At 72.2% G+C, this 19,202-nt stretch carries 20 protein-coding genes; 9 read left to right on the top strand and 11 right to left on the bottom strand.

Annotated elements, in window-relative coordinates; genetic code table 11:
* Window position 1: 1 nt before the first annotated feature.
* Both QP939_RS35450 and QP939_RS35445 read left to right on the top strand, forming a co-directional pair.
* The gene (locus QP939_RS35450) at window positions 2-880 is read left to right on the top strand and encodes an SDR family oxidoreductase (protein WP_285450704.1); all 879 of its coding nucleotides are present in this window, start codon (window positions 2-4) and stop codon (window positions 878-880) included.
* On the top strand, window positions 877-2,103 hold the full coding sequence (locus QP939_RS35445) for an acyl-CoA dehydrogenase family protein (RefSeq protein WP_285450702.1): 1,227 nt from the start codon (window positions 877-879) through the stop codon (window positions 2,101-2,103). The genes QP939_RS35450 and QP939_RS35445 overlap by 4 nt, the downstream gene beginning before the upstream one ends.
* Before the next feature lie 4 nt (window positions 2,104-2,107).
* Here QP939_RS35445 and QP939_RS35440 read toward each other — a convergent pair whose 3' ends face one another.
* A complete protein-coding gene (locus QP939_RS35440; protein ID WP_285450701.1) occupies window positions 2,108-2,302 on the bottom strand; it encodes a hypothetical protein in 195 nt (64 codons plus the stop codon).
* Between the two features lie 47 nt (window positions 2,303-2,349).
* On the opposite strand from QP939_RS35440, the gene QP939_RS35435 reads away from it, so the two are divergent.
* Together QP939_RS35435 and QP939_RS35430 are read left to right on the top strand one after the other, a co-directional pair.
* Window positions 2,350-2,541, top strand: coding sequence for a hypothetical protein (locus QP939_RS35435; RefSeq protein ID WP_285450699.1), 192 nt, complete (start codon window positions 2,350-2,352; stop codon window positions 2,539-2,541).
* A 296-nt stretch (window positions 2,542-2,837) separates the two neighbouring features.
* Entirely contained in the window at window positions 2,838-3,518 is a 681-nt protein-coding gene (locus QP939_RS35430) for an IclR family transcriptional regulator (RefSeq protein ID WP_285450697.1), read from the top strand.
* 19 nt (window positions 3,519-3,537) lie between these two features.
* On the opposite strand, the gene QP939_RS35425 is transcribed toward QP939_RS35430, so the two are convergent.
* The 9 genes from QP939_RS35425 to QP939_RS35385 are packed head-to-tail and all read right to left on the bottom strand — an operon-like array spanning window position 3,538 to window position 13,086.
* Window positions 3,538-5,007, bottom strand: coding sequence for a dihydroorotase (locus QP939_RS35425; protein ID WP_285450696.1), 1,470 nt, complete (start codon window positions 5,005-5,007; stop codon window positions 3,538-3,540).
* An 8-nt stretch (window positions 5,008-5,015) separates the two neighbouring features.
* Window positions 5,016-6,395 carry an FAD-dependent oxidoreductase gene (locus tag QP939_RS35420; RefSeq protein WP_285450695.1) on the bottom strand — a complete coding sequence of 460 codons (1,380 nt, stop codon included), beginning with the start codon at window positions 6,393-6,395 and terminating at the stop codon, window positions 5,016-5,018.
* Window positions 6,392-7,024 carry an aspartate/glutamate racemase family protein gene (locus tag QP939_RS35415; protein WP_285450694.1) on the bottom strand — a complete coding sequence of 211 codons (633 nt, stop codon included), beginning with the start codon at window positions 7,022-7,024 and terminating at the stop codon, window positions 6,392-6,394. The genes QP939_RS35420 and QP939_RS35415 overlap by 4 nt, the downstream gene beginning before the upstream one ends.
* Window positions 7,024-8,373, bottom strand: a complete 1,350-nt coding sequence (locus QP939_RS35410) for an MmgE/PrpD family protein (protein WP_285450693.1) — start codon at window positions 8,371-8,373, stop codon at window positions 7,024-7,026. Before QP939_RS35410 ends, QP939_RS35415 begins: the two co-directional genes overlap by 1 nt.
* The gene (locus QP939_RS35405; protein ID WP_285450692.1) at window positions 8,370-9,071 is read right to left on the bottom strand and encodes an ABC transporter ATP-binding protein; all 702 of its coding nucleotides are present in this window, start codon (window positions 9,069-9,071) and stop codon (window positions 8,370-8,372) included. Before QP939_RS35405 ends, QP939_RS35410 begins: the two co-directional genes overlap by 4 nt.
* Window positions 9,058-9,792: an ABC transporter ATP-binding protein gene (locus QP939_RS35400; protein WP_285450691.1), complete on the bottom strand. Its 735-nt coding sequence runs from the start codon at window positions 9,790-9,792 to the stop codon at window positions 9,058-9,060. Before QP939_RS35400 ends, QP939_RS35405 begins: the two co-directional genes overlap by 14 nt.
* Window positions 9,789-10,835, bottom strand: coding sequence for a branched-chain amino acid ABC transporter permease (locus QP939_RS35395; protein ID WP_285450690.1), 1,047 nt, complete (start codon window positions 10,833-10,835; stop codon window positions 9,789-9,791). Before QP939_RS35395 ends, QP939_RS35400 begins: the two co-directional genes overlap by 4 nt.
* Entirely contained in the window at window positions 10,832-11,845 is a 1,014-nt protein-coding gene (locus tag QP939_RS35390; protein WP_285450688.1) for a branched-chain amino acid ABC transporter permease, read from the bottom strand. The genes QP939_RS35395 and QP939_RS35390 overlap by 4 nt, the downstream gene beginning before the upstream one ends.
* The gene (locus QP939_RS35385) at window positions 11,842-13,086 is read right to left on the bottom strand and encodes an ABC transporter substrate-binding protein (RefSeq protein ID WP_285450686.1); all 1,245 of its coding nucleotides are present in this window, start codon (window positions 13,084-13,086) and stop codon (window positions 11,842-11,844) included. The genes QP939_RS35390 and QP939_RS35385 overlap by 4 nt, the downstream gene beginning before the upstream one ends.
* A gap of 247 nt (window positions 13,087-13,333) precedes the next feature.
* On the opposite strand from QP939_RS35385, the gene QP939_RS35380 reads away from it, so the two are divergent.
* Genes QP939_RS35380 through QP939_RS35360 form a run of 5 tightly spaced genes read left to right on the top strand, consistent with a single transcriptional unit; the run spans window position 13,334 to window position 18,608 of the window.
* Window positions 13,334-14,521 (top strand): CaiB/BaiF CoA transferase family protein, encoded by a 1,188-nt coding sequence (locus QP939_RS35380; RefSeq protein ID WP_285450685.1) that lies wholly within the window; start codon window positions 13,334-13,336, stop codon window positions 14,519-14,521.
* A complete protein-coding gene (locus tag QP939_RS35375; RefSeq protein ID WP_285450684.1) occupies window positions 14,518-15,333 on the top strand; it encodes an HpcH/HpaI aldolase/citrate lyase family protein in 816 nt (271 codons plus the stop codon). The genes QP939_RS35380 and QP939_RS35375 overlap by 4 nt, the downstream gene beginning before the upstream one ends.
* On the top strand, window positions 15,330-16,151 hold the full coding sequence (locus QP939_RS35370) for a cyclase family protein (protein ID WP_285450683.1): 822 nt from the start codon (window positions 15,330-15,332) through the stop codon (window positions 16,149-16,151). Before QP939_RS35375 ends, QP939_RS35370 begins: the two co-directional genes overlap by 4 nt.
* A complete protein-coding gene (locus tag QP939_RS35365) occupies window positions 16,148-17,551 on the top strand; it encodes an MmgE/PrpD family protein (RefSeq protein ID WP_285450682.1) in 1,404 nt (467 codons plus the stop codon). The genes QP939_RS35370 and QP939_RS35365 overlap by 4 nt, the downstream gene beginning before the upstream one ends.
* 52 nt (window positions 17,552-17,603) lie before the next feature.
* Complete coding sequence (locus QP939_RS35360) at window positions 17,604-18,608, top strand: hypothetical protein (protein ID WP_285450681.1); 1,005 nt, start codon at window positions 17,604-17,606, stop codon at window positions 18,606-18,608.
* Here the strand turns inward: QP939_RS35360 and QP939_RS35355 are convergent.
* Complete coding sequence (locus QP939_RS35355) at window positions 18,605-19,123, bottom strand: CGNR zinc finger domain-containing protein (RefSeq protein ID WP_285450680.1); 519 nt, start codon at window positions 19,121-19,123, stop codon at window positions 18,605-18,607. The genes QP939_RS35360 and QP939_RS35355 overlap by 4 nt on opposite strands.
* Window positions 19,124-19,202 lie beyond the last annotated feature (79 nt).

The raw sequence follows: 19,202 nt of genomic DNA, 5'->3' as shown, positions 1-19,202 counted from the left end.
CATGGGAACGCTGGACGGGCGCGTCGCGGTGATCACCGGCGCGGGCCGGGGCATCGGCCGCGAGCACGCGCTGCTGTTCGCCGCCGAAGGCGCCGCCGTCGTGGTCAACGACCTCGGCGGCGCCAACGACGGCACCGGGTCCGACGCGGGACCCGCGCAGGACGTGGTGGACGAGATCCGCGCCCGCGGCGGCAAAGCCGTGGCGAACACCGACAACGTCGCGGAGTGGGCGGGCGCGGAGAACCTCGTCGCGCAGGCCGTCGACGAGTTCGGGAAGCTCGACGTGCTGGTCAACAACGCGGGCATCCTGCGCGACGCGTTCATCGCCGGGCTCGGCGAGGCGCAGTGGGACGCCGTGGTCAGCGTGCACCTCAAAGGGCACGCGGCGATGCTGCACCACGCCGCCGCCCACTGGAAGGAGCGGTCCAAGGCCGGGGACCAGCCGAAGGCCGCGGTGATCAACACGGCGTCGGCCTCCGGCGTAACGGTGCCCAACGCGGGCCAGGCCAACTACGGCGCGGCGAAAGCGGGCATCGCGGCACTCACCCTCGTCGCCGCGGCGGAGCTCGAGCGCTACGGCGTGCGGGCCAACGCGATCGCGCCGATCGCCCGGACGCGGCTGACGCTCGCGACCCCGGGCATGGGCGCGATCTTCGCCACCGAGGTCGAAGACGGCGAGGCGGACCTGTTGTCCCCGGCCAACATCGCGCCGCTGGTGGCCTACCTAGCGCAGGCCGGCTGCCCGTTCACCGGTCAGGTGTTCGCGGTGCAGGGCGGCTCCATCCAACGGCTCCAGGGCTGGACGGCGGCGCAGACCGCCGAGCACGACGACGTCTGGTCGATCGCGGCGGTGGCGGAGAAGATCGGGGGCTGGGCATGACCGGGTGGAGCGAGACCGAGCTGCTCATCCGGGACAGCGTGCGCGAGTGGGTGGCCAAGGAGGTCCGCCCGCACACCGACCGGCTCGAGACCGGCGAGCTGCCGCCGTACGCCGTGATCCGCAAGCTGTGGGCCGACTTCGGCATCGGCGAACTGGCTTCCGGCGCCCTCGAAAAACCTCTGTCCAAACCGGAACGGAAACCATCCGGGGGCGGCAGTCCGTTCGCCGGGCAGGAGGGCCTACCGCTGATCATCGCCAGCGAACTGGCGGGCGTCAGCCTGGGCCTGCTCGTCTCCATCGGCGTGAGCCTCGGGCTGACCGCCCAGACGATCCTGGCCAAGGGCACCCTCGACCAGAAACGGCGCTGGCTGCCCAAGCTCGTCACGTTCGAAGACGTCGGAGCGTGGGCGATCACCGAGCCCGACTCCGGGTCGGACGCGTTCGGCGGCATGAAGACCACCGCGCGCCGCGACGGCGACGGGTACGTCCTCAATGGACAGAAGACGTTCATCACCAACGGCCCGTTCGCGGACGTGCTCGTCGTCTTCGCCAAGCTCGACACCGGCGACGGCGTCCCGGTGCGCGACCGGCCGGTGCTGACCTTCGTGCTGGAGAAGGACGATCCCGGGCTCACCCGCGGCAAGCCGTTCAAGAAGATGGGCCTGATGTCCTCCCCCACCGGGGAGCTGTTCTTCGACAACGTGCGGCTCGGCCCGGACCGGCTGCTCGGCGGCAAGGAACCGGATGCGGGCGGCGCGGACGCCAAGGCCGAGGTCAGGTCCGGGTTCACGGCGGAACGCGTCGGCGTCGGCGCGCTCGCCCTAGGCATCATCAACGAATGCCATCGGCTGAGCGTCGAGTACGCCAGGACGCGGACCGCGTGGGGCCAGGAGATCGGGCGGTACCAGCTCATCCAGCTGAAGCTGGCGAAGATGGAGATCGCCCGGATCAACGTCGAGAACATGGTCCTCTCCGCGGTGGCGGGCCTGCGCGAAGGCAAGACGCCGTCACTGGCGGAAGCGTCGGCGATCAAGCTCTACGCCTCCGAGGCCGCGACCGAGGTGGCCATGGAAGCCGTCCAGCTCTTCGGCGGCAACGGCTACATGGCCGAGTACCGGGTCGAGCAGCTCGCCCGGGACGCGAAGTCCCTGATGATCTACGCCGGGAGCAACGAGATCCAGGTGATCCACATCGCGAAGGGGCTGCTCGACCCGGCCCGGTGAGCCGCTACGTCACCGGGTTCTCGACGAGGTAGACCTCCGGCGACGGCGCTCGCGCCGGGTCCGGCCGGAACGGGCCCGCGGACGACGTGCCGTTCGCGGGCAGCGGCAGCAGCACGATGTCCTGGTCGCGCACCAGCGGCGTCGGCGGGAACACCACGTTCGCCGCGACGTTCCGCACCGCCGGGGTGCCGCCGCGCACGACCAGGTTCGGTCGCCTTCGGAACCGTCAACGCGCCGGAGGCGTCGGTGAACGGCATCGAGCCGGAGCGCGACACAGTGAGCGGGATCCTGCCGCCGCCCGCGATGCCCGCGTGGTACGGCGCGTTGATGCCGTCGACGTATCGGGCGCGAAGCGCAACGGGGCTTGCCTCCGAACAAAACGGGGAAGAGGACCACCCGTGGGGGAAACCCGAAGGTAACGGCGGCCGCCGCGGTTGAGGAGGGCAAGCCCCGTTCGCGGCGCGGTACTCACCAACGGCCGCCCTGCGACCACCGTATCGCTGACCGGAACGATGCACCTCGGAAAAGAACCGGAAGTGCTACAATTTCGGCGAAACGTTCCCGCCAGCGAAACAGAATTCCGAGGACCACGAGGTTGGCCGTCAACAGTACCGCCGGGCGCAAGCCCGCCAGCGCGTCGGACAACGCCGGCACCGAGGCCGCCGCCCGGGTGGCCGATGTGCTGCTGCTCTTCACCGGTGGCCCCCGGTACCTGGGCGTCAGCACGATCAGCCGTGCAGCTCGACCTGTCGAAGGCGGTCGTCTACCGGATCCTGCAGTCGCTCGTCTCGCGCGAGATGCTGGCGACCGACCCCGGCGTCGCCGGTTACCGGCTCGGGCCCGCGGCCGTCGCGCTCGGGGCGAGCGCCCTGCGCCGGTTCGACGCCCGGGTCGCCGCCACGCCGGTCCTGCGGCGGCTGCGGGACGAAACCGGGGAAACCACCACGCTTTCCGGCCTGGTCGGCGACGAACGCGTGTACCTCGACCAGTTCGAGAGCCCGCGCGAGATCAAGATGACCGTCGAGCTCGGCCGCCGGTTCCCGCTGCACGCCGGGTCTTCCGGCAAGGTCATCCTGGCGTCGCTGTCCGAGGACCGCCGGGAAGCCGTGCTGCACCGGGAACTCCCCGCGCTGACCGAGCACACGATCACCACGCCCGAACAGTTGCGCGAGGCCCTCGCCGACGTGGCTCGCGACGGCGTCGCCGTCTCGCTCGGCGAACGCCAGCCCGGCGCGGGGTCCGTCGCCGCTCCGCTGTTCGGGCCGGACGGCGACGTCCACGGCTCCATCAGCATCTGCGGCCCGCAGTACCGCTTCACGCCCGAGGCCGTCGGCCGCTACCGCGATCTCGTGCGCGAGGCGGCGGCCGAGATCCGCCAGAGCTGGGCCTGGCTGCAGGAGCCGGGCGGCCGGTGAGGCACCGGCCGCCCGGGCATCAGCGGCCGCGCTTGAGGTACTTGCCCACCGGGTCGCCGGTGATCTTGCCGTCGGCGAACACGTGGTGGCCGCGCACGAACGTGTCGGTCACCTTCGCCGTCATGTCGAAGCCCTCGAACGGCGTGTACTCCTGAGTGGACTCCGACTCCGCCGCCCGCACGGTCCACCGGACGTCCGGGTCGACCAGCGCGAAGTCGGCGTCGAAGCCCTCGGCGATCGTGCCCTTCTTCAGCAGGCCGTAGCGACGCGCCGGGTTCTGCGACGTCAGCTGCGCGATCTTCTGCAGCGACAGGCCGCGCTTGGTGCCTTCGCCGACCAGCCCGGGCAGCAGGTACTCGGCGCCGCCGAAGCCGGACTTCGCCAGGAAGACGTCGTCGCGGTCCGCACCGAACTTCAGCTCGTCGCGGCAGCACGCGTGGTCGCTGACCACCCAGTCGACGTCGCCGGCGAGCACGTGCCGCCACAGCGCCTCGACGTCTTCGCGCTCGCGCAGCGGCGGGTTGACCTTGCCGCCGATACCCGACGCGGTGTCCACGTCGGCCAGCAGGTGCCCGATCGTCACCTCGCGCCGGAAGTCGATGTGCGGGAACGCCTTCGCCATCGTCAGCGCGGCCGACAGCGCCTTCTCCGACGACAGGTGCAGCAGGTTGATGTTCGGCAGCCCGGTCTCGTGGGCCAGGTAGGACGCGATCGTGACGGCCAGGCCCTCGGAGTGCGGCGGCCGCGACGCGCTGTAGGCCCTCAGGCCCGAGAGCGAGCCGTCCTGCTCGACCAGCTTCGTGTAGGCCGTCATGATCTCGGCCGTTTCGCAGTGCAGCGACAGCGAAAGGTGCGGCGCGTACTCGGTCAGCACCTCACGTGCGTGCTGGACCCCGCGCATGACGAACTCGAAGTGCGCGATGTCGTAGCGCTCGTCCGGCGGGATCATCAGGAAGTCGCTCTGGCTGGTCGAGCGCCCGTGCAGGCCGTGGCTGCCGTAGAACATGAAGATCTTGAACGACGTGACGCCGAACTCCTCGACGAGGTACGGGATCTCCGTGATGTGCTGCGCGCTCATCGGCGCGAGGTGGAAGGCGTAGTCGACGTAGGCGTTGCCGTCGGACGCGCTCAGCACCTCCGGGAAGAAGTCGCGGTAGCTGCCGCCCTTGTTGAGGTAGTACTGGCCGGTGCGCATGTACGTCAGCGACGTCGTGACGCCGCCCTGCGCGCTCGCGCGGCTCTCGGTGCGCGTGTCGGTGGCCAGCTCGTTGTAGATGCCCCAGTGCTGGTGCGCGTCGACCACGCCGGGGAAGGCCAGCAGCCCGCGGCCGTCGACGACCTGCGCGACGTCGTCCGTCGGCAGGTTCGGCGCCACGCGCGTGATCGTGCCGTCGTTGACAGCGATGTCCAGCAGTTCCGGCTCGGATCCGTCGGCGTCGTCGGGCCGCACGACCCGGACGTTCTTCACGAGCAGTTCCGTCGTTGCCATTTCTCTCCTCAGCTTGCGGTGTTCGAAGTCAGACGGCGGGCCACGTCGCCCGCGGCCAGGTAGGCCAGGCCGAAGGCGGGCAGCAGCCCGTTGCCGGGCAGGTACCCGGCGGCGCCGTGGCCGGAGATGCTCGCCGCGGCGCCACCCGCGGCGTAGAGCCCGGGGATGGGGCGGTCCTCGGCGTCGACGACGGCGGCGTGCTCGTCGACCAGCAGCCCGCCCTGGGTGTGGAAGAGCGCGGGCACCACGCGCACGGCGGCGTAGCGGCCGGACAGCGGACGTTCCCAGTGGGTGCGGCCGTGCTCGTCTCCGCGTTCGCCGCGGGCGATCGCGGCCGCCGCGGCGATTTCCGCTTCCAGGGCGTCCGGCGGCAGGCCGGTCGCCTCCGCGAGCCCACGAGCGTCGTCGGCCCAGACGAGCGCGCCCGCCGAGACGACGTCCCGGAAGTCCTGGAACGGCTGGCACTGCTCGAAGATCGTCTCGTCGAGCACGATCCAGCCGGTCGAGCCGGGCCGCGCGGCCAGCTCGGCGGCGTACTCGGAGTAGCCGCGGGTTTCGTTGCCGAAGCGGCGGCCGTCGAGGTCGACGAGGAACCCGCCGTGGATGATCGTCGCCCAGCCGACCAGGGTGCCCGCGGCGGCGGACACCGCGCCGTGGCCCTGGTAGGCGTCGAGGAAGCCGGTGGCGGCGCCCAGCTTCTCGCCGATGCGCAGGGCGTCGCCGAGCGACTGGTCACTCCCCTGGTACAGCGCGCCGGAAATCTCCGGCAGGTGCTGCTTGACGAGGTCCGCGTCGGCACCGAAGCCGTTGGTGGCCAGCAGGACCGCGCGAGTCGGGATCTCCTCCTCGGTCCCGTCGGGGTACCGGACCACGACCGCGCGCACCCCGTCCGCATCGGACAGGACGTCGACCAGCCGGGCGGGGGCGAGCAGCTCGATGTTCTCGTGCTCGGTCACGCGGCGGGCCAGGTGGTCGATGACGCCGGAGCCGTGCCGCCCCGGGATCGTGTGGCAGCGGGGCACGGAGTGGCCGGGGTAGTTGAAGTCCGTCACCAGCGACAACGGCAGCCCGGCGGAGTCGGCGAGCCATTCGACCAGCGGCGCGCTGACCTCGGCCAGGGTGCGGGCCAGGCGCGGGTCGGCCCGGCCGTGCGTCTTGGCCATGATGTCGGCGACGAACTTCTCGGGCGAGTCGTCGACGCCTTCCGACGCCTGCCAGCGGGAACCCGCGCCGGGGAACATCGCCGTGGACATCGACGTGTTGTTGCCGCGCCGGAAGTGCTCACTCGCCTCGACCACCAGGACGGACAGCCCCAGCTCGGCGGCCCGCAGCGCGCCCGCGAGGCCGCCGCCCGCTCCGGCGACGACGAGATCGGGTCCGTCGGTCATAGGTCCTCCACCGCCAGCAGCCGCAGCGCGAGCGCGGTCGGGTCGACGATGCGGGCGGGCAGGTCGGCGGGCTCGACGTCGACCGCCGAGCAGCCGTTGATCACCGCCGTCGCGCCCAGCGCGGCGAGTTCGCCCACCGCCGTGCCGAGCGCCGCGTTCCACGTCTCGGTTTCGGCGATCGCGGAGAACGGCAGGTCCAGCACGCGGACGCCGGCGAAGTATTCGGTCAGCCGGTAGGCGGCGATGCGCTTGGCGAACTCTTCGGCGATGGCCTCGTTGCGCACGACCGCGCCGAACCGCACGCCCTTCGCGGCGAGGTAGGTCGCCGACAGCTTGAGCAGGCCGTGCACCGGCAACGGCGGCTCGGCGACGGCGTCGGGGACGGCCGGGTCCAGCACGCAGTCCGGGAAGGCCAGGTCCCAGCCGTCGCCCGCCGCCGCGAGCACGGCCGCGACCTCGCGTTCGGACGCGCGCACGGACTCGCCGGTGTCCAAAGTGGCCGGTGCGGCGGGGCCGACGTCCCGCAGCTCGATCGCCAGGCCCGGCGGCGCGAGCCGGTCGTAGCGCTCCTGCCGCCGCCGGATCTCCTCGGGCGGCAGGTGGATGGGCGTCACCGCGAGGGCACGCATCAGTTCGGCTCCTTCTCTCCGGTTCCGGCCAGCTCGCGCAGCGCCGCGCCGACGCGGGGCAGGCCGGGCAGGTCGCGGCCCAGTGCGGCGGCCCGGTCGACGACGGCCGCGGGCAGCCACGTCTCGAGCATGCCGACCAGGTCGGGTTCGGTCAGGGGGTGGTGGTCGGCGTCGCCGACCGGGTTGGGGACTTCGCGGGTGAGCGACGTGCCGTCGTCGAACGAGACCGTCACACGGGCGGCCCGTTCGCCGGGGAGCCGGGCGGTGAGGTCGGCGGCCTCGACGAGCCGCACCCGGCTCGCCAGCCCCCGCACGTTCGCGTCGCAGAGTGGGCTTTCCGGGCCGACCTCGCCGGTCAGCGCGGCGGTCGCGACGACGTACGGTGTCGAGAACATCGCCGAGAGCCGGTTCGACCAGTCCACATCGGACAAGCCGGCGCCCAGGACGTGGGTCTCGACCAGGATGTGGGTGATGCCGTCGGCCCGGAACTCCGGTCGCGCCCGCAGGTCGAGCACGGCATCGGCGGCCGGGTGGGTGAAGGAGCACGACGCGTGGCGCTTGAAGTAGCCGCGCGTGATGTCCCAGCGGGTGCCCAGCTCCGCGGTCAGCTCCCCCGCGTCCAGCGAGCCGAGCAGCGTGCCGAGGGAGAGCGCGGCCGTGCCGGTGGTGCGGGCCATCCCGGCGACCGCCATCCGGGCGGCGGCGAGCCCGGACGTCGCCGACGCGCCCAGCCAGGCGTTGCGCACCGGGTTGCCCTGGGTCGCCGAGTCGAAATGCCCGGCGATGACCAGCCCCGCCGCGGTGTCGATCGCGGCCGACACCGCCCCGGGCGGGAGGCCGAGCAGCCGCGCGCACCCGGCCGCCGCGCCGGGCACGCCCCAGCTGCCGTGTGGGTGCGCGCCCGGGCGCAGGGTGGTCGCCCGGCCGAACCGCGCGGCCACCTCGTAGGCGGCCAGCAGCGCGGCCGCCGTGTCCGCGCCGGTGCTGTCCAGCTCGGCCGCCAGCGCCAGCACCGCGGGGAACCCGTGCGCGGCGGGATGGCCTTTGGCGTACTTGTTGCCCTCGTCCAGCTCCAGCGAGACGAGCGCGACGCCGTTGAGCCAGGCCGCCGCGTCGGTCGTCACGCACCGCCCGCCACCGATCAGCGGCGCCGGGCCCGCTGGGGCACGCCAGGCGTCGACCAGAGACCGCTGTTCCGGCAGCGAAGCACCCAATGCGGTGACGCCGACGACGTCGAGCAGGACGAGGGCCAGCCGGTCGAGCACCGCGTCCGGCACGCTCGCGACGTCCAGTTCGGACGCCCAAGCTCCCAGCGCCGCGGTCGCCGAAGCGGCTTGTTCGCGTTTCACAGTCCCAGGTACGCCTTCCTGACGCGCTGGTCGCCGGCCAGTTCCGCGCCGGTGCCCTGCAGCACCGTCGACCCGCTCTCCAGCACGTACGCCCGGTCGGCGATGGCCAGCGCCTGCTTCGCGTTCTGCTCGACCAGCAGCACGGCGACGCCGTTGTCCCGGATCCGCCGGACGGCTTCCAGCACCGTCCAGGTCAGTTTCGGGGACAACCCGGTCGACGGCTCGTCGAGCATCAGCAGCCGCGGCCCGGCCATCAGCGCGCGGCCGATGGCGAGCATCTGCTGCTGGCCGCCGCTGAACGTCTGGGCGATCTGCGTCCGGCGCTCGGCGAGCACCGGGAACAGGTCGTAGACCTCCTTCAGCGACTTCGCGGCCTGGGCGGGGCTGCGGGTCCACGCGCCCATCCGCAGGTTCTCCTCGACGGTGAGCGTGCCGAACAGCGCCCGGTCCTCCGGCACGTGCACCAGGCCGTCGCGCACCAGCTGGTCGGGACGGCGGCCCGCGGTCGGCGTCCCGTCGAGCGTGACGCGGCCCGACAGCGGCTTGAGCTGGCCGCAGATGCTGCGCAGCGTCGTCGTCTTGCCCGCGCCGTTGGCGCCGACGAGCGCGACGATCTCGCCCGCGCCGAGGTGCAGGTCGACGTCGTGCAGGATCCGCATCCGCCCGTACCCGGCGCACACCTTCTCAAGCGTCAGCATGGGTCGGCTCCTCACCGAGGTAGGCGTCGATGACGCGCGGGTCGCTGGTCACCTCTGAAGGCGAGCCGACGGCCAGCACCCGACCCTGGTCGAGCACGAGCACGCGGTCGGCCAGCCGCATCACCGCGGCCATGATGTGCTCGATGAACACCAGCGTGACGCCCTCCTGCTCGCGCAGGGTGGCGAGCAGGTCGAGCACCGGCTCGCGCTCGGCCGGGACGAGCCCGGCCAGCACCTCGTCGAGCAGCAGCACCTTCGGCCGGGTCGCCAGTGCCCGGGCCAGCTCGAGGCGCTTGAGCCCGGCGGTCGGCAGGTCGGTCGCGTTGCGGTGGGCCCACGGCCCGAGCCCGACCCGCTCGACGACGTCGAGGGCGTGTTCCCTTAAGGCTTTGGCGCTCAGCCGGTGGTGCTGGGCGGCGAGGCTGACGTTCTGCGCCACCGTCATGCTCGCGAACGGCCGCATCAGCTGGAACGTGCGGACCATCCCGGCCCGCGCGATCCGGTCGGGGGCGCGGCCGGTGACGTCGTCGCCCGCCAGCCGCACCCGGCCGGTGTCCGGGGTCAGAGCCCCGGAGATCACGTTGAACAGCGTGGTCTTGCCCGCGCCGTTCGGGCCGATGACGCCGAGGATTTCGCCCTCGGCGACGGTCAGGTCCACTTCGGACAGGGCGTGCACGCCGCGGAACGCCTTGCCGACGCCGGTCACCTCCACGATGCTCATCGACGCCACCTCGCAGCGAGAGTTCCGACGATCCCCTTGGGCAGCAGCCGGACGATCAGGATCACCAGCACCGCGTACAGCACGACGTCCAGCCCGCTGCGGCCCTGCAGGAAGCCCAGGAACTCCGGCGGGGTGCGCAGGAGCGTCGCCGTGACGTCGGTGAGCGAGCCGATGATGATCGCGCCGACCACCGGACCCCACACCGTGCCGATGCCGCCGATCACGACGGGCACGATGGCCTGGATCGAGATGGCCGAGCCGAACCCGAGGTCGGGGTTCACGAACAGGTAGTACTGGGTGTAGAACGCGCCCGCCACGGCGGTGATCGCCGCGGACAGCGCGACCGTGAGCAGCTTGTGCCGCAGCACCGGGGCGCCGAGTGACGCCGCGGCCAGCTCGTCGTCGCGGATCGCCGTCACGTAACGCCCGGCGCGGGAGTGCAGGAAGACGATGCTGATCGCGACCGCCGCCCCGGCCAGCACCAGGGCCACCCAGAAGTACGCGGGCGAGTCGGCCGGGAACTGGATCAGCCACAGCGACGAGTCCTGGATCAGCGGCACGCTGAACCCGACGGCCTTGTTGGCGAACGCGCTGCTGGTGACGATCAGCCGCAGCATCTCGGCGAACGCGAACGTCGCCAACGCGAAGTACGCGCCCTGGAGCTTGTAGCGGAAGGAGAAGTAGCCGATGACCACGGCGACCGCGGCGGCCACCGCCATCCCGGCCAGCATCCCGATCCACGGCGACACGTTGTGCTTCACCAGCAGGTACGCGCTCGTGTAGGCGCCGAGGCCGAAGTAGGCCGCGTGGCCGAAGCTGAACATCCCGCCGAAGCCGCTCATGATGTTCCAGCCGACGGCCATCAGCAGGAAGATCAGGATCCGGACGGCGACCGCGCCCTGGGCCGGGGGCAGGATCAGCGGCAGCGGGATCGCGACCAGCACGAGGACCGCGAGGATCGCGAGCTGCTTGTTCTGCGGCCGCAGCGGCGGCGCCTTGACGGCCTCCGCCGAGCCCGCGGGAGCTTCGATCGTGATGCTCACGCGCGCCTCCCGAACAGACCCTGCGGACGCAGGAACAGCACCAGCAGGAAGACCACGAACACGCCGAGCAGGGAGCTCTGGCCGCCGAGGTAGATGGTGGTGAGCTGCTCGACCAGGCCGATCAGCAAGCCGCCGACGAGCGCGCCGACGACGTTGCCCATCCCGCCGAGCACCACGACCACGAACGCCGTGATGTTGAACTGCTCCCCCAGCGTCGGGGTCACGGTGACGAGCGGACCGGCGAGCACCGCCGCCGCGCCCGCGCACGCCGTGCCGATGGCGAAGGTGAGCGTGTGCATCCGGCGGACGTTGATGCCGACGAGCGACGCGCCGGGCGCGTTCGCGGCGACCGCGCGGATCGCCGTGCCCAGCCGGGTGCGCCGCAGGAGCCAGTACAGCAGGCCGCCGAGCACGACGGCGCCGAGGAACGCGTACAGCCGCGAACCCGCGACGACCGCGCCCAGCAGCGGGAACTGGAAGTCGCCGGGCAGCGCGATGGTCTTGGGCTCGGCGCCGAAGAACAGCAGCAGCCCGTTCTCCAGCAGCAGCGACAGGCCGAGCGTGATGAGCAGCTGGTTCTCCAGCGAGCGGCCGCCCGCGCCCGACAGCAGCCCGCGGTGCACGGCCGCGCCGAGCAGGAACAGCGCGGGGACGGCGATGACGAGCGTCAGGTACGGGTGGAGCCCGGTCGCCTGGATCATCCCGAAGGACAGGAACATCGCCACCGCGAGGAACGCGCCGTGGGCGAAGTTGACGATGTCGAGCACGCCGAAGATCAGCGTCAGGCCCATCGCGATCAGGCCGTAGAGCCCGCCGGTCAGGACGCCGGTGACCACCGACTGCCAGACCACCAGGCCGCTGCCGGACTGCAGCAGCGCGACGACGATCGCGACGACGAGGACGGCGGCCACGATGCCGGCGCGGCCGAGGAAACCCTTGTCCGCCTTGGCTTTCCGGTCCGGGGGTGCGGTTTCGGGGACGACGGGCGCCCCGGTGTCGAGTTCGGTCATGGACGCCACGCCACCCTGTAGTCGGGCCGGGATTCGGCTTTTTCGGGGGGATAGACCTGCTGCACGCGCCCGTCCAGGACCTGCATCAGGACCGGGAAGGCGTTGCGGTTGTCGCCGTTGGACGCGAACTGGATCGACCCGCGGCCCACGGTCAGGGGTGCGACCTGCGAAGAGGCGATCGCGTCGCGCACCTTCTGCGGGTCCGTGCTCGCGGCCTGCTCCACGGCGTGCGCGATCACCTGGACCGCGTCGTAGGACAGGACCGCGCCGGTTCGCATCGGATCGCCGTAGAGCTTCTGGTACTTCTCGCGCAGCGCGACGGTTTCGGGGTTCGTCGCGTCGTAGTGGTAGTTGGTGCTGAAGTACAGGTTGCCGAGCGCGGCCGCGTCGGCGACGAACTTCGGCTGGTCGTAGGCGCCGTTCGAGACGCCCCAGACCGCGCTGAGGTCCGGCTTCACCGAGGCGATCGCCTTGGCCGCCAGCAGGCTGTCGCGGTAGTAGCCGGCGACGGCCAGCACGTCCGCGCCCGACGCCTTGACCTGCGTGACCTGCGCGGTGAGGTCGCTGACGGTCGCGGCGTCGTAGCTGATGTTCGGGCCGACCCCGATGCCGAGCTGCTTGGCCGCGGCGGTGAAGGCGTCGGCCGCGCCGCTGCCGAAGTCGCTCTGCTCGTGCAGGAACGCCACCTTGCGGACGGGCTTGCCCGCCTGCTCCGACACGGCCTTCAGGTACTGCGCGGCGGCCGTCGCGATCGCCTTGCTGCCCGGCTGCACCCGGAACGAGTACCGGTAGCCGTGCGAGAAGATCGCGTCGGAGGCGGTCACGTCCATCACGAACGGGACCCGGTTGCGTTCGGCCACGACGGCGACGTTGGTGCTCACCGCGCTCTGGTACGTGCCCACCAGGCTGACCGCGCCGGCCGAGATCAGCCGCTGGGCCTCGCTCTGCCCGATGTCGGCCTTGCCCTGCGTGTCGCCCGTGACCAGTTCGACCTTGCGGCCGCCGAGCGACTTGATGCCGCCGGCCGCGTTGACGGCGTCGACGGCCAGCTGCGCCCCCCGGCGCATCTGCAGGCCGTCGACCGCGTTCGACCCGCTGACCGGGTGCAAGGCCCCGATCTTGACCGGGCCTTCGTCCCGCCCCGCGGCGGCTCCTCCGGCCCCCATCGGGGCCGATCCCCCGCACCCGGTCACGAGCAGGGCCACGGCCCCAAGCCCCGCGACGAGCATTCGTGCGGACATGTCACCTCATTCCCCTTCGGCAGGGTTGTCGTTCCGCTTAGCGAAACGCCAGATTTGTTGCCGGTCATCGTGACACCCGCCCCAACGTCAGGTCAACATCTGCGCACAACTTGACGGATGAGCGTGATCAGTGCGAACTTGGAAAACACCGAACGACGTCGCTACGAAACTCGACGTTCACAAGTGTTCCTCCCGGCGAAACGACAGTCCAGATCGGCTCGCCGGACGAGAAAGGCAGGTAAGCCCCATGACGGGCGCTTTGTCCGGGATCCGGGTGCTCGACACCGCCACCCTGTTCGCCGGCCCCCTCGCCGCGACCCTGCTGGGCGACTACGGCGCCGAGGTCATCAAGATCGAGCACCCGAACGGCGACCCGGTCCGCAGCCACGGCGCGCAGCGCGACGGCGTCGGCCTCTGGTGGAAGATGCTCGGCCGCGGCAAGAAGGCGATCACCCTCTACCTCGGCTCCCCCGAGGGCCAAGAGATCTTCAAGAAGCTGGTGGCGGACGCCGACGTCGTCGTGGAGAACTTCCGCCCCGGCACCCTCGAACGCTGGGGCCTCGGCTACGACGAGCTGCGCGAGATCAACCCCGGCCTGGTGCTCACCCGGGTCACCGGGTTCGGGCAGATCGGCCCGTACGCCAAGCGGCCCGGCTTCGGCACGCTCGCCGAGGCGATGAGCGGGTTCGCCGCGATCACCGGCGAGCCCGACGGCCCGCCGACGCTGCCGCCGTTCGGCCTCGCCGACGGGATCGCCGCGCTGACCACCGCGTTCGCCGTCATGACCGCCCTGCGGGCCCGCGAGCAGACCGGGCGCGGGCAGGTCGTCGACCTCGCCATCATCGAGCCGATCCTGACCCTGCTCGGCCCGCAGATCATCGCCTACGACCAGCTCGGCACGCTGCAGCCGCGCACCGGCAACCGGTCCACGAACAACGCGCCGCGCAACACCTACCGCACCCGCGACGGCAGCTGGGTCGCGATCTCCACCAGCGCCCAGTCGATCGCCGAACGCGTCATGCGGCTGGTCGGGCGGCCCGAGCTGATCGACGAGCCGTGGTTCGCCAGCGGCGCCGAGCGCGCCCAGCACGCCGACCTGCTCGACGACGCCGTCGGGTCGTGGATCGCCGACCGCGACCGCGACGAGGTCGTCAAGGCGTTCGAGGAGGCCCAGGCCGCCGTCGCGCCGATCTACACCGCGGCCGACGTCATGACCGACCCGCAGTTCGCCGCCCTCGGCAGCATCACGACGGTCGACGACGCCGAACTCGGGCCGGTGAAGATGCAGAACGTGCTGTTCCGGCTGTCGGAGACCCCCGGCGGGATCACGTCCGCCGGCGCGCCGCTCGGCGCACACACCGCCGAAGTCCTCGGAGGCCTCGGCCTCGGCGAGCCGGAACTGGCCGCGCTGCGCGAAAAAGGCGTGATCAGGTGATTCCACGCAGCTGGCTCTACGTCCCGGGCGACCGGCCGGACCGGATCACGAAGGCGCTGAACGGCCCGGCGGACGCGGTCATCATCGACCTCGAGGACGCCGTCGCCGCGGCCGCGAAGAACGAAGCGCGGCGCAACGCTCTGTCCGCTTTGGACAGTGGCGCGACGGCGTACGTCCGGATCAACGCGCCGGGCACCCCCGCCGGGGAAGCCGACATCAAGGCACTGCGCGGGGCCGCAGGGGTTCGCGTACCGAAGTGCGAGGACCCGGCCGAGGTGCGCCGGGTCGCCGACGCGCTCGGCGTACCGGTGTACCCGGTGCTGGAATCCGCGCTGGGCGTGGAAAACGCCCTGGAAATCGCCACCGCGCACCCGCTCGTCGCCGGGATCTCCCTCGGTGAAGCCGACCTCGCCGCGGACCTGCGCGTCGCCGGCGGGGACGCGCTGACCTGGCCGCGGTCGCGGGTGGTCGTCGCCGCGCGGGCGGCCGGGCTGCCGAGCCCGGTGCAGAGCGTCTGGACCGCCGTGCGCGACCTCGACGGCCTGCGCGCGAGCACCGAAGCCGGGCGCGCGGCGGGGTTCTTCGGCCGGTCGGTGATCCACCCCGCCCAGATCCCCGTGGTGCACGACGTTTGCGCGCCCGACCCCGCGGAAACCGCCTGGGCGAGCGAGCTGCTCGACCACCTCGAAACAACCGGGTCGGCGGCCTGGATCGACCACCGCGGACAGTTCGTCGACGCCGCGATCGTGGCGCGCGCCCGCTGGGTGCTCGCGATCGCGGGCTCGGAAGCAAAGGAAGGCCAGCACTCATGACACGTCCCCAGGATCCGCTGCTGTCGGCGGTCGCCGGCGGGGTCCGGCTGATCGAGCTCGGGCAGCCGTTCTTCACCGGCATGCCCTGCTCGCCGAACCACCCCGGGTTCCGGATGACGCTGATCCGCCGCCACGGCGACATGCGCCGCCCGGACGGCGGCTCGGCCGCCAACGAGATCATCGTGACCGGCGGGCACGTCGGCACCCACATCGACGCGCTCTCGCACGTCAGCCACGACGGCAAGCTGCACGGCGACGTCGACGCCGCCGAGGCCCAGCAGGGCGGCGTGTTCCGCACGCACGGCGCGGAAAACCTGCCCGGCCTGCTGCGGCGCGCGGTGCTGCTGGACGTCGCTGCGGTGCACGGCGTCCCGACCCTCGAGCCCGGCTACGGCGTCACCGCCGAGGACCTCGACGCGGCGGCGAAGCGTGCCGGGACCGAACCGGGCGCCGGAGACGTCGCCCTGATCCGGACTGGCTGGGCGCGGAACTTCGGCGACACTGTTTCCTATATGGGCAAGGAGACCGGCGTTCCCGGCGCGACGACGTCGGCGGCGGAGTGGCTGGCCGCGCGCGGTGTCGTCGCGACCGGTGCGGACACCACGGCCTACGAGCAGATCCCGGCCGGGGCCGGGCACGCGGTGCTCCCGGTGCACCGGATCCTGCTGGTCGAGTCGGGCATCTTCATCATGGAGCACCTGAACCTGGAAGCCGTGGCCGAGGAAGGCGTGCACGAGTTCGTGTTCGTGCTGGCCCCGCTGCGGATCGTCGGCGGAACCGGGTCCCCGGTGCGTCCCCTCGCGGCGGTGAGCGCATGACCGCGACGATCGTGCAGCAGCTGGCGGCGTTCGCCACGTCGGTGCGGGCCAAGGGCCTGCCACCGGAGCTGCGGGACGACGCCGCCCGGCGCGTGCTGGACGTGCTGGGCAACAGCCTGGCGGCCACGGCCGAGCGTCCCGCCGCGGCGGTCGGTGCCCTGGTCCGGGAGTGGGGCGGCACGGGCCGCGCGACGGCCATCGGCACCGGCGACCGGCTGCCCGAGCCGAGCGCGGCGCTGCTCAACGGCACACTCGCGCACTCGCTCGACTTCGACGACACGCACCTGCCGTCGGTGCTGCACCCGTCGGCGTCCGTGGTCCCGGCGGCGCTCGCGGTCGCGGAGTCCCGCGGGGCGACGGGCGCCCAGCTGCTGGACGCGATCGGCGTCGGCGTGGAGATCACGGTCCGCCTCGGCATGGCGGGCTACGACGAGGAACTCGGCAACTCGGTGTTCTTCGAGCGCGGCCTGCACGCGACGGCTATCTGCGGCGCCCTCGGCGCGGCGGCGGCCGCGGCGATGCTGTCCGATGTGGACGAAGCGGGGATCGCGGACGCGCTGGGCATCGCGGCGAGCATGGGGTCGGGTCTCCTGGAGGCCAACCGCACGGGCGGCACGGTGAAGCGCATCCACTGCGGCTGGGCGGCCCACGCGGCGGTGACGGCGGCGGGCATGGCCCGGCACGGCATCACGGGACCGCCGACGGTGCTGGAGGGCCGATTCGGGCTGCTGCAGGCGTTCTGCGGCGACCAGTCCGATGTGGACGCGATCGTCGACGGCCTCGGCGAGCGCTGGGAACTGCCGGGGATCTTCTTCAAGCCGTACCCGTGCAACCACTTCACGCACGCGGGCATCGACGCGGCCCGGCGGCTGCGTTCCCGCGGCGTCGACCCGGCGGAGATCGTGGAGCTGGAACTGGGCGCGCCGACGGCGGTGCTGCGCACGATCGGCGAGCCGCGCGAAGCCAAGATCCGGCCGCAGTCGGGGTACCACGCGGCGTTCTCGGGCCCGTACACGGTGGCGACGGGCCTGCTGGGCGGCGGCGGTCTGGGCGTGTTCCACGACGACTTCACCGATTCGGCGGCAGCGGATCCGGAGCGGCTGGCGTTGGCGGCGAAGGTGCGGTGCGTCCCGGACGCCCGCTGCGACGAGATCTTCCCCCACCAGTTCCCGGCTGTCCTGCGGGTGCGGTTGCGCGATGGCAGTGAGCTGGAGGAGAGGGTCGACGCCAACCGGGGCGGGCCGCAGAACCCGCTGTCGGCGGACGAGTTGGCGACGAAGTTCCGGCTGAACGCGTCGCGGGTGCTGGCGGACGACGTGGCTGAGCGGATCACGGAGCTGACGTACGGGCTTGCCGGGCTGGAGGACGTCACCGAGCTGACGGCGTTGTTGCGGACCTGACCGGTGCGGAATTGACGTGAGCCCGCCCCGGGTTTCGTGGTGGGATACGGCCGTGATCAGGAACTGGGTTCGACGGCGCCGGGGAAAGCGGGCCGTCCGCGCGCGGCACCACGCGGCGCTCGTGGCGCCGCGCGCGGGTGACGTGCGGGTGTCGGCGTCGGTCGGCCCGTCGGGTGAGGTCGTGGCGTTGTGGTGCGCGCCGGAGGACGCGGCGGAGCTGACGCCGACCACGACCTCACCGGGCGGGCCCACGTTCCCGGGCACGCGGGCTTCCCGGCCGGTCCCGGCCCGCGTGACGGTGCACGCGCCGGACATGGCCGTCGCGACGCGGATCGCCGCCCTGGCAGTGGGGCACCCGTCGGTGCAGCCGCTGCCGGACAGCCGGGTCCTCGTCGTGGGTGGCCGGTGCCGGTGGCGACCCGAAGGCCCGGAACGCAACGCGATCGTGTACGACGCCGACGGTGCGGTGCTGCTCGAAGCGACGCTCGGCGACGGCATCGAACACGTGCGGGCGACCCGGCGAGGCGACGTTTGGGTGGGTTACTTCGACGAAGGCACGCTCGGCAACTTCGGCTGGGGCGAGCCGGACGGCGAGCCGCCCGTGGGAGCGAGGGGGCTCGTCCGGTTCTCCGCCGCGCTCACCCCCGAGTGGCACTACCCGTCGTACGACGAGGCCGCCTGGGGCGGGATCCTCGACTGCTACGCGCTCAACGTCGACGGCGACACGGCGTGGGCGTGCTACTACACGGGCTTCCCGGTGGTCCGGATCGACAAGGGCACGGTAACAGGCTGGCACAACGAGGTCAGCGGCGTGACGGCACTGGCCGTCGACGGCACGCGCGTCGCGCTGTACGGCGGCTACGGGCCCGACCACCACCCGCTGACCGTCGGCGTCCTCGGCGCCGACCGGCTGGAGGTGACCGGCGAGTACGTGCTCGTCCAGCCCGACGGCCGCCCGCTGCCGCCGACCGCACGGGTCATCGGCCGGGGCGCCGAGCTGCACGTCCTCACCGAGGACGCCTGGCTGCGGCTCGACATCCCCGCCGACGGGCACTAACGGGTGCGGGACCGCTGGTAGTGCCGCCGGGCCTTCATCCGGTTGCCGCAGACGGCCATCGAGCACCACCGGGCACTGTTGGGCTTGCTGTGGTCGATCAGGAACAACCGGCACTCCGGGTTGGCACAGGGCCGCAACCGCCCGGGACTCGACTTCGCCAGCGCGTCCCACGCGAGCACGGCCCGCGCCGCGGCGGACCGGCCCGGCGGCAGGTCGAGCGTCCACTCGACACCGTCGTCACCGAAGGACGCCCGGTAGCTCACGCCCTCGACGAACCGCGCGACAGCCGCGGGCGGCTCCTGCCCGCGCACGATCGCTTGCAGCGCCGATCGCGCCGCCACGACTGCGCGGTGCTCCTCCGCGCTCGCGGGCTGCCCGTGCTCGGCCAGCCACTCACGAGCGGCCCGCGCGTCGGCCAAGTCGTCTTCGGACAGTCCGTTGCGGACCGGGGTCGTGTTGAGCAGGTCGAGCAGCAGCGTCTCGTCCGCCGCCGTGGAACTAACCGCCAAACTCATACTTGACAGGTTACACTACGGTTCCCATGATGTGGTTTTGTCGGTGCCCCGCCGTAGGGTGGCATCGATCAGCATCGAC

The organism is Amycolatopsis nalaikhensis (assembly GCF_030264295.1).
Lineage (GTDB): Bacteria > Actinomycetota > Actinomycetes > Mycobacteriales > Pseudonocardiaceae > Amycolatopsis > Amycolatopsis nalaikhensis.
This window is presented reverse-complemented; position numbering and strand designations above follow the sequence as displayed.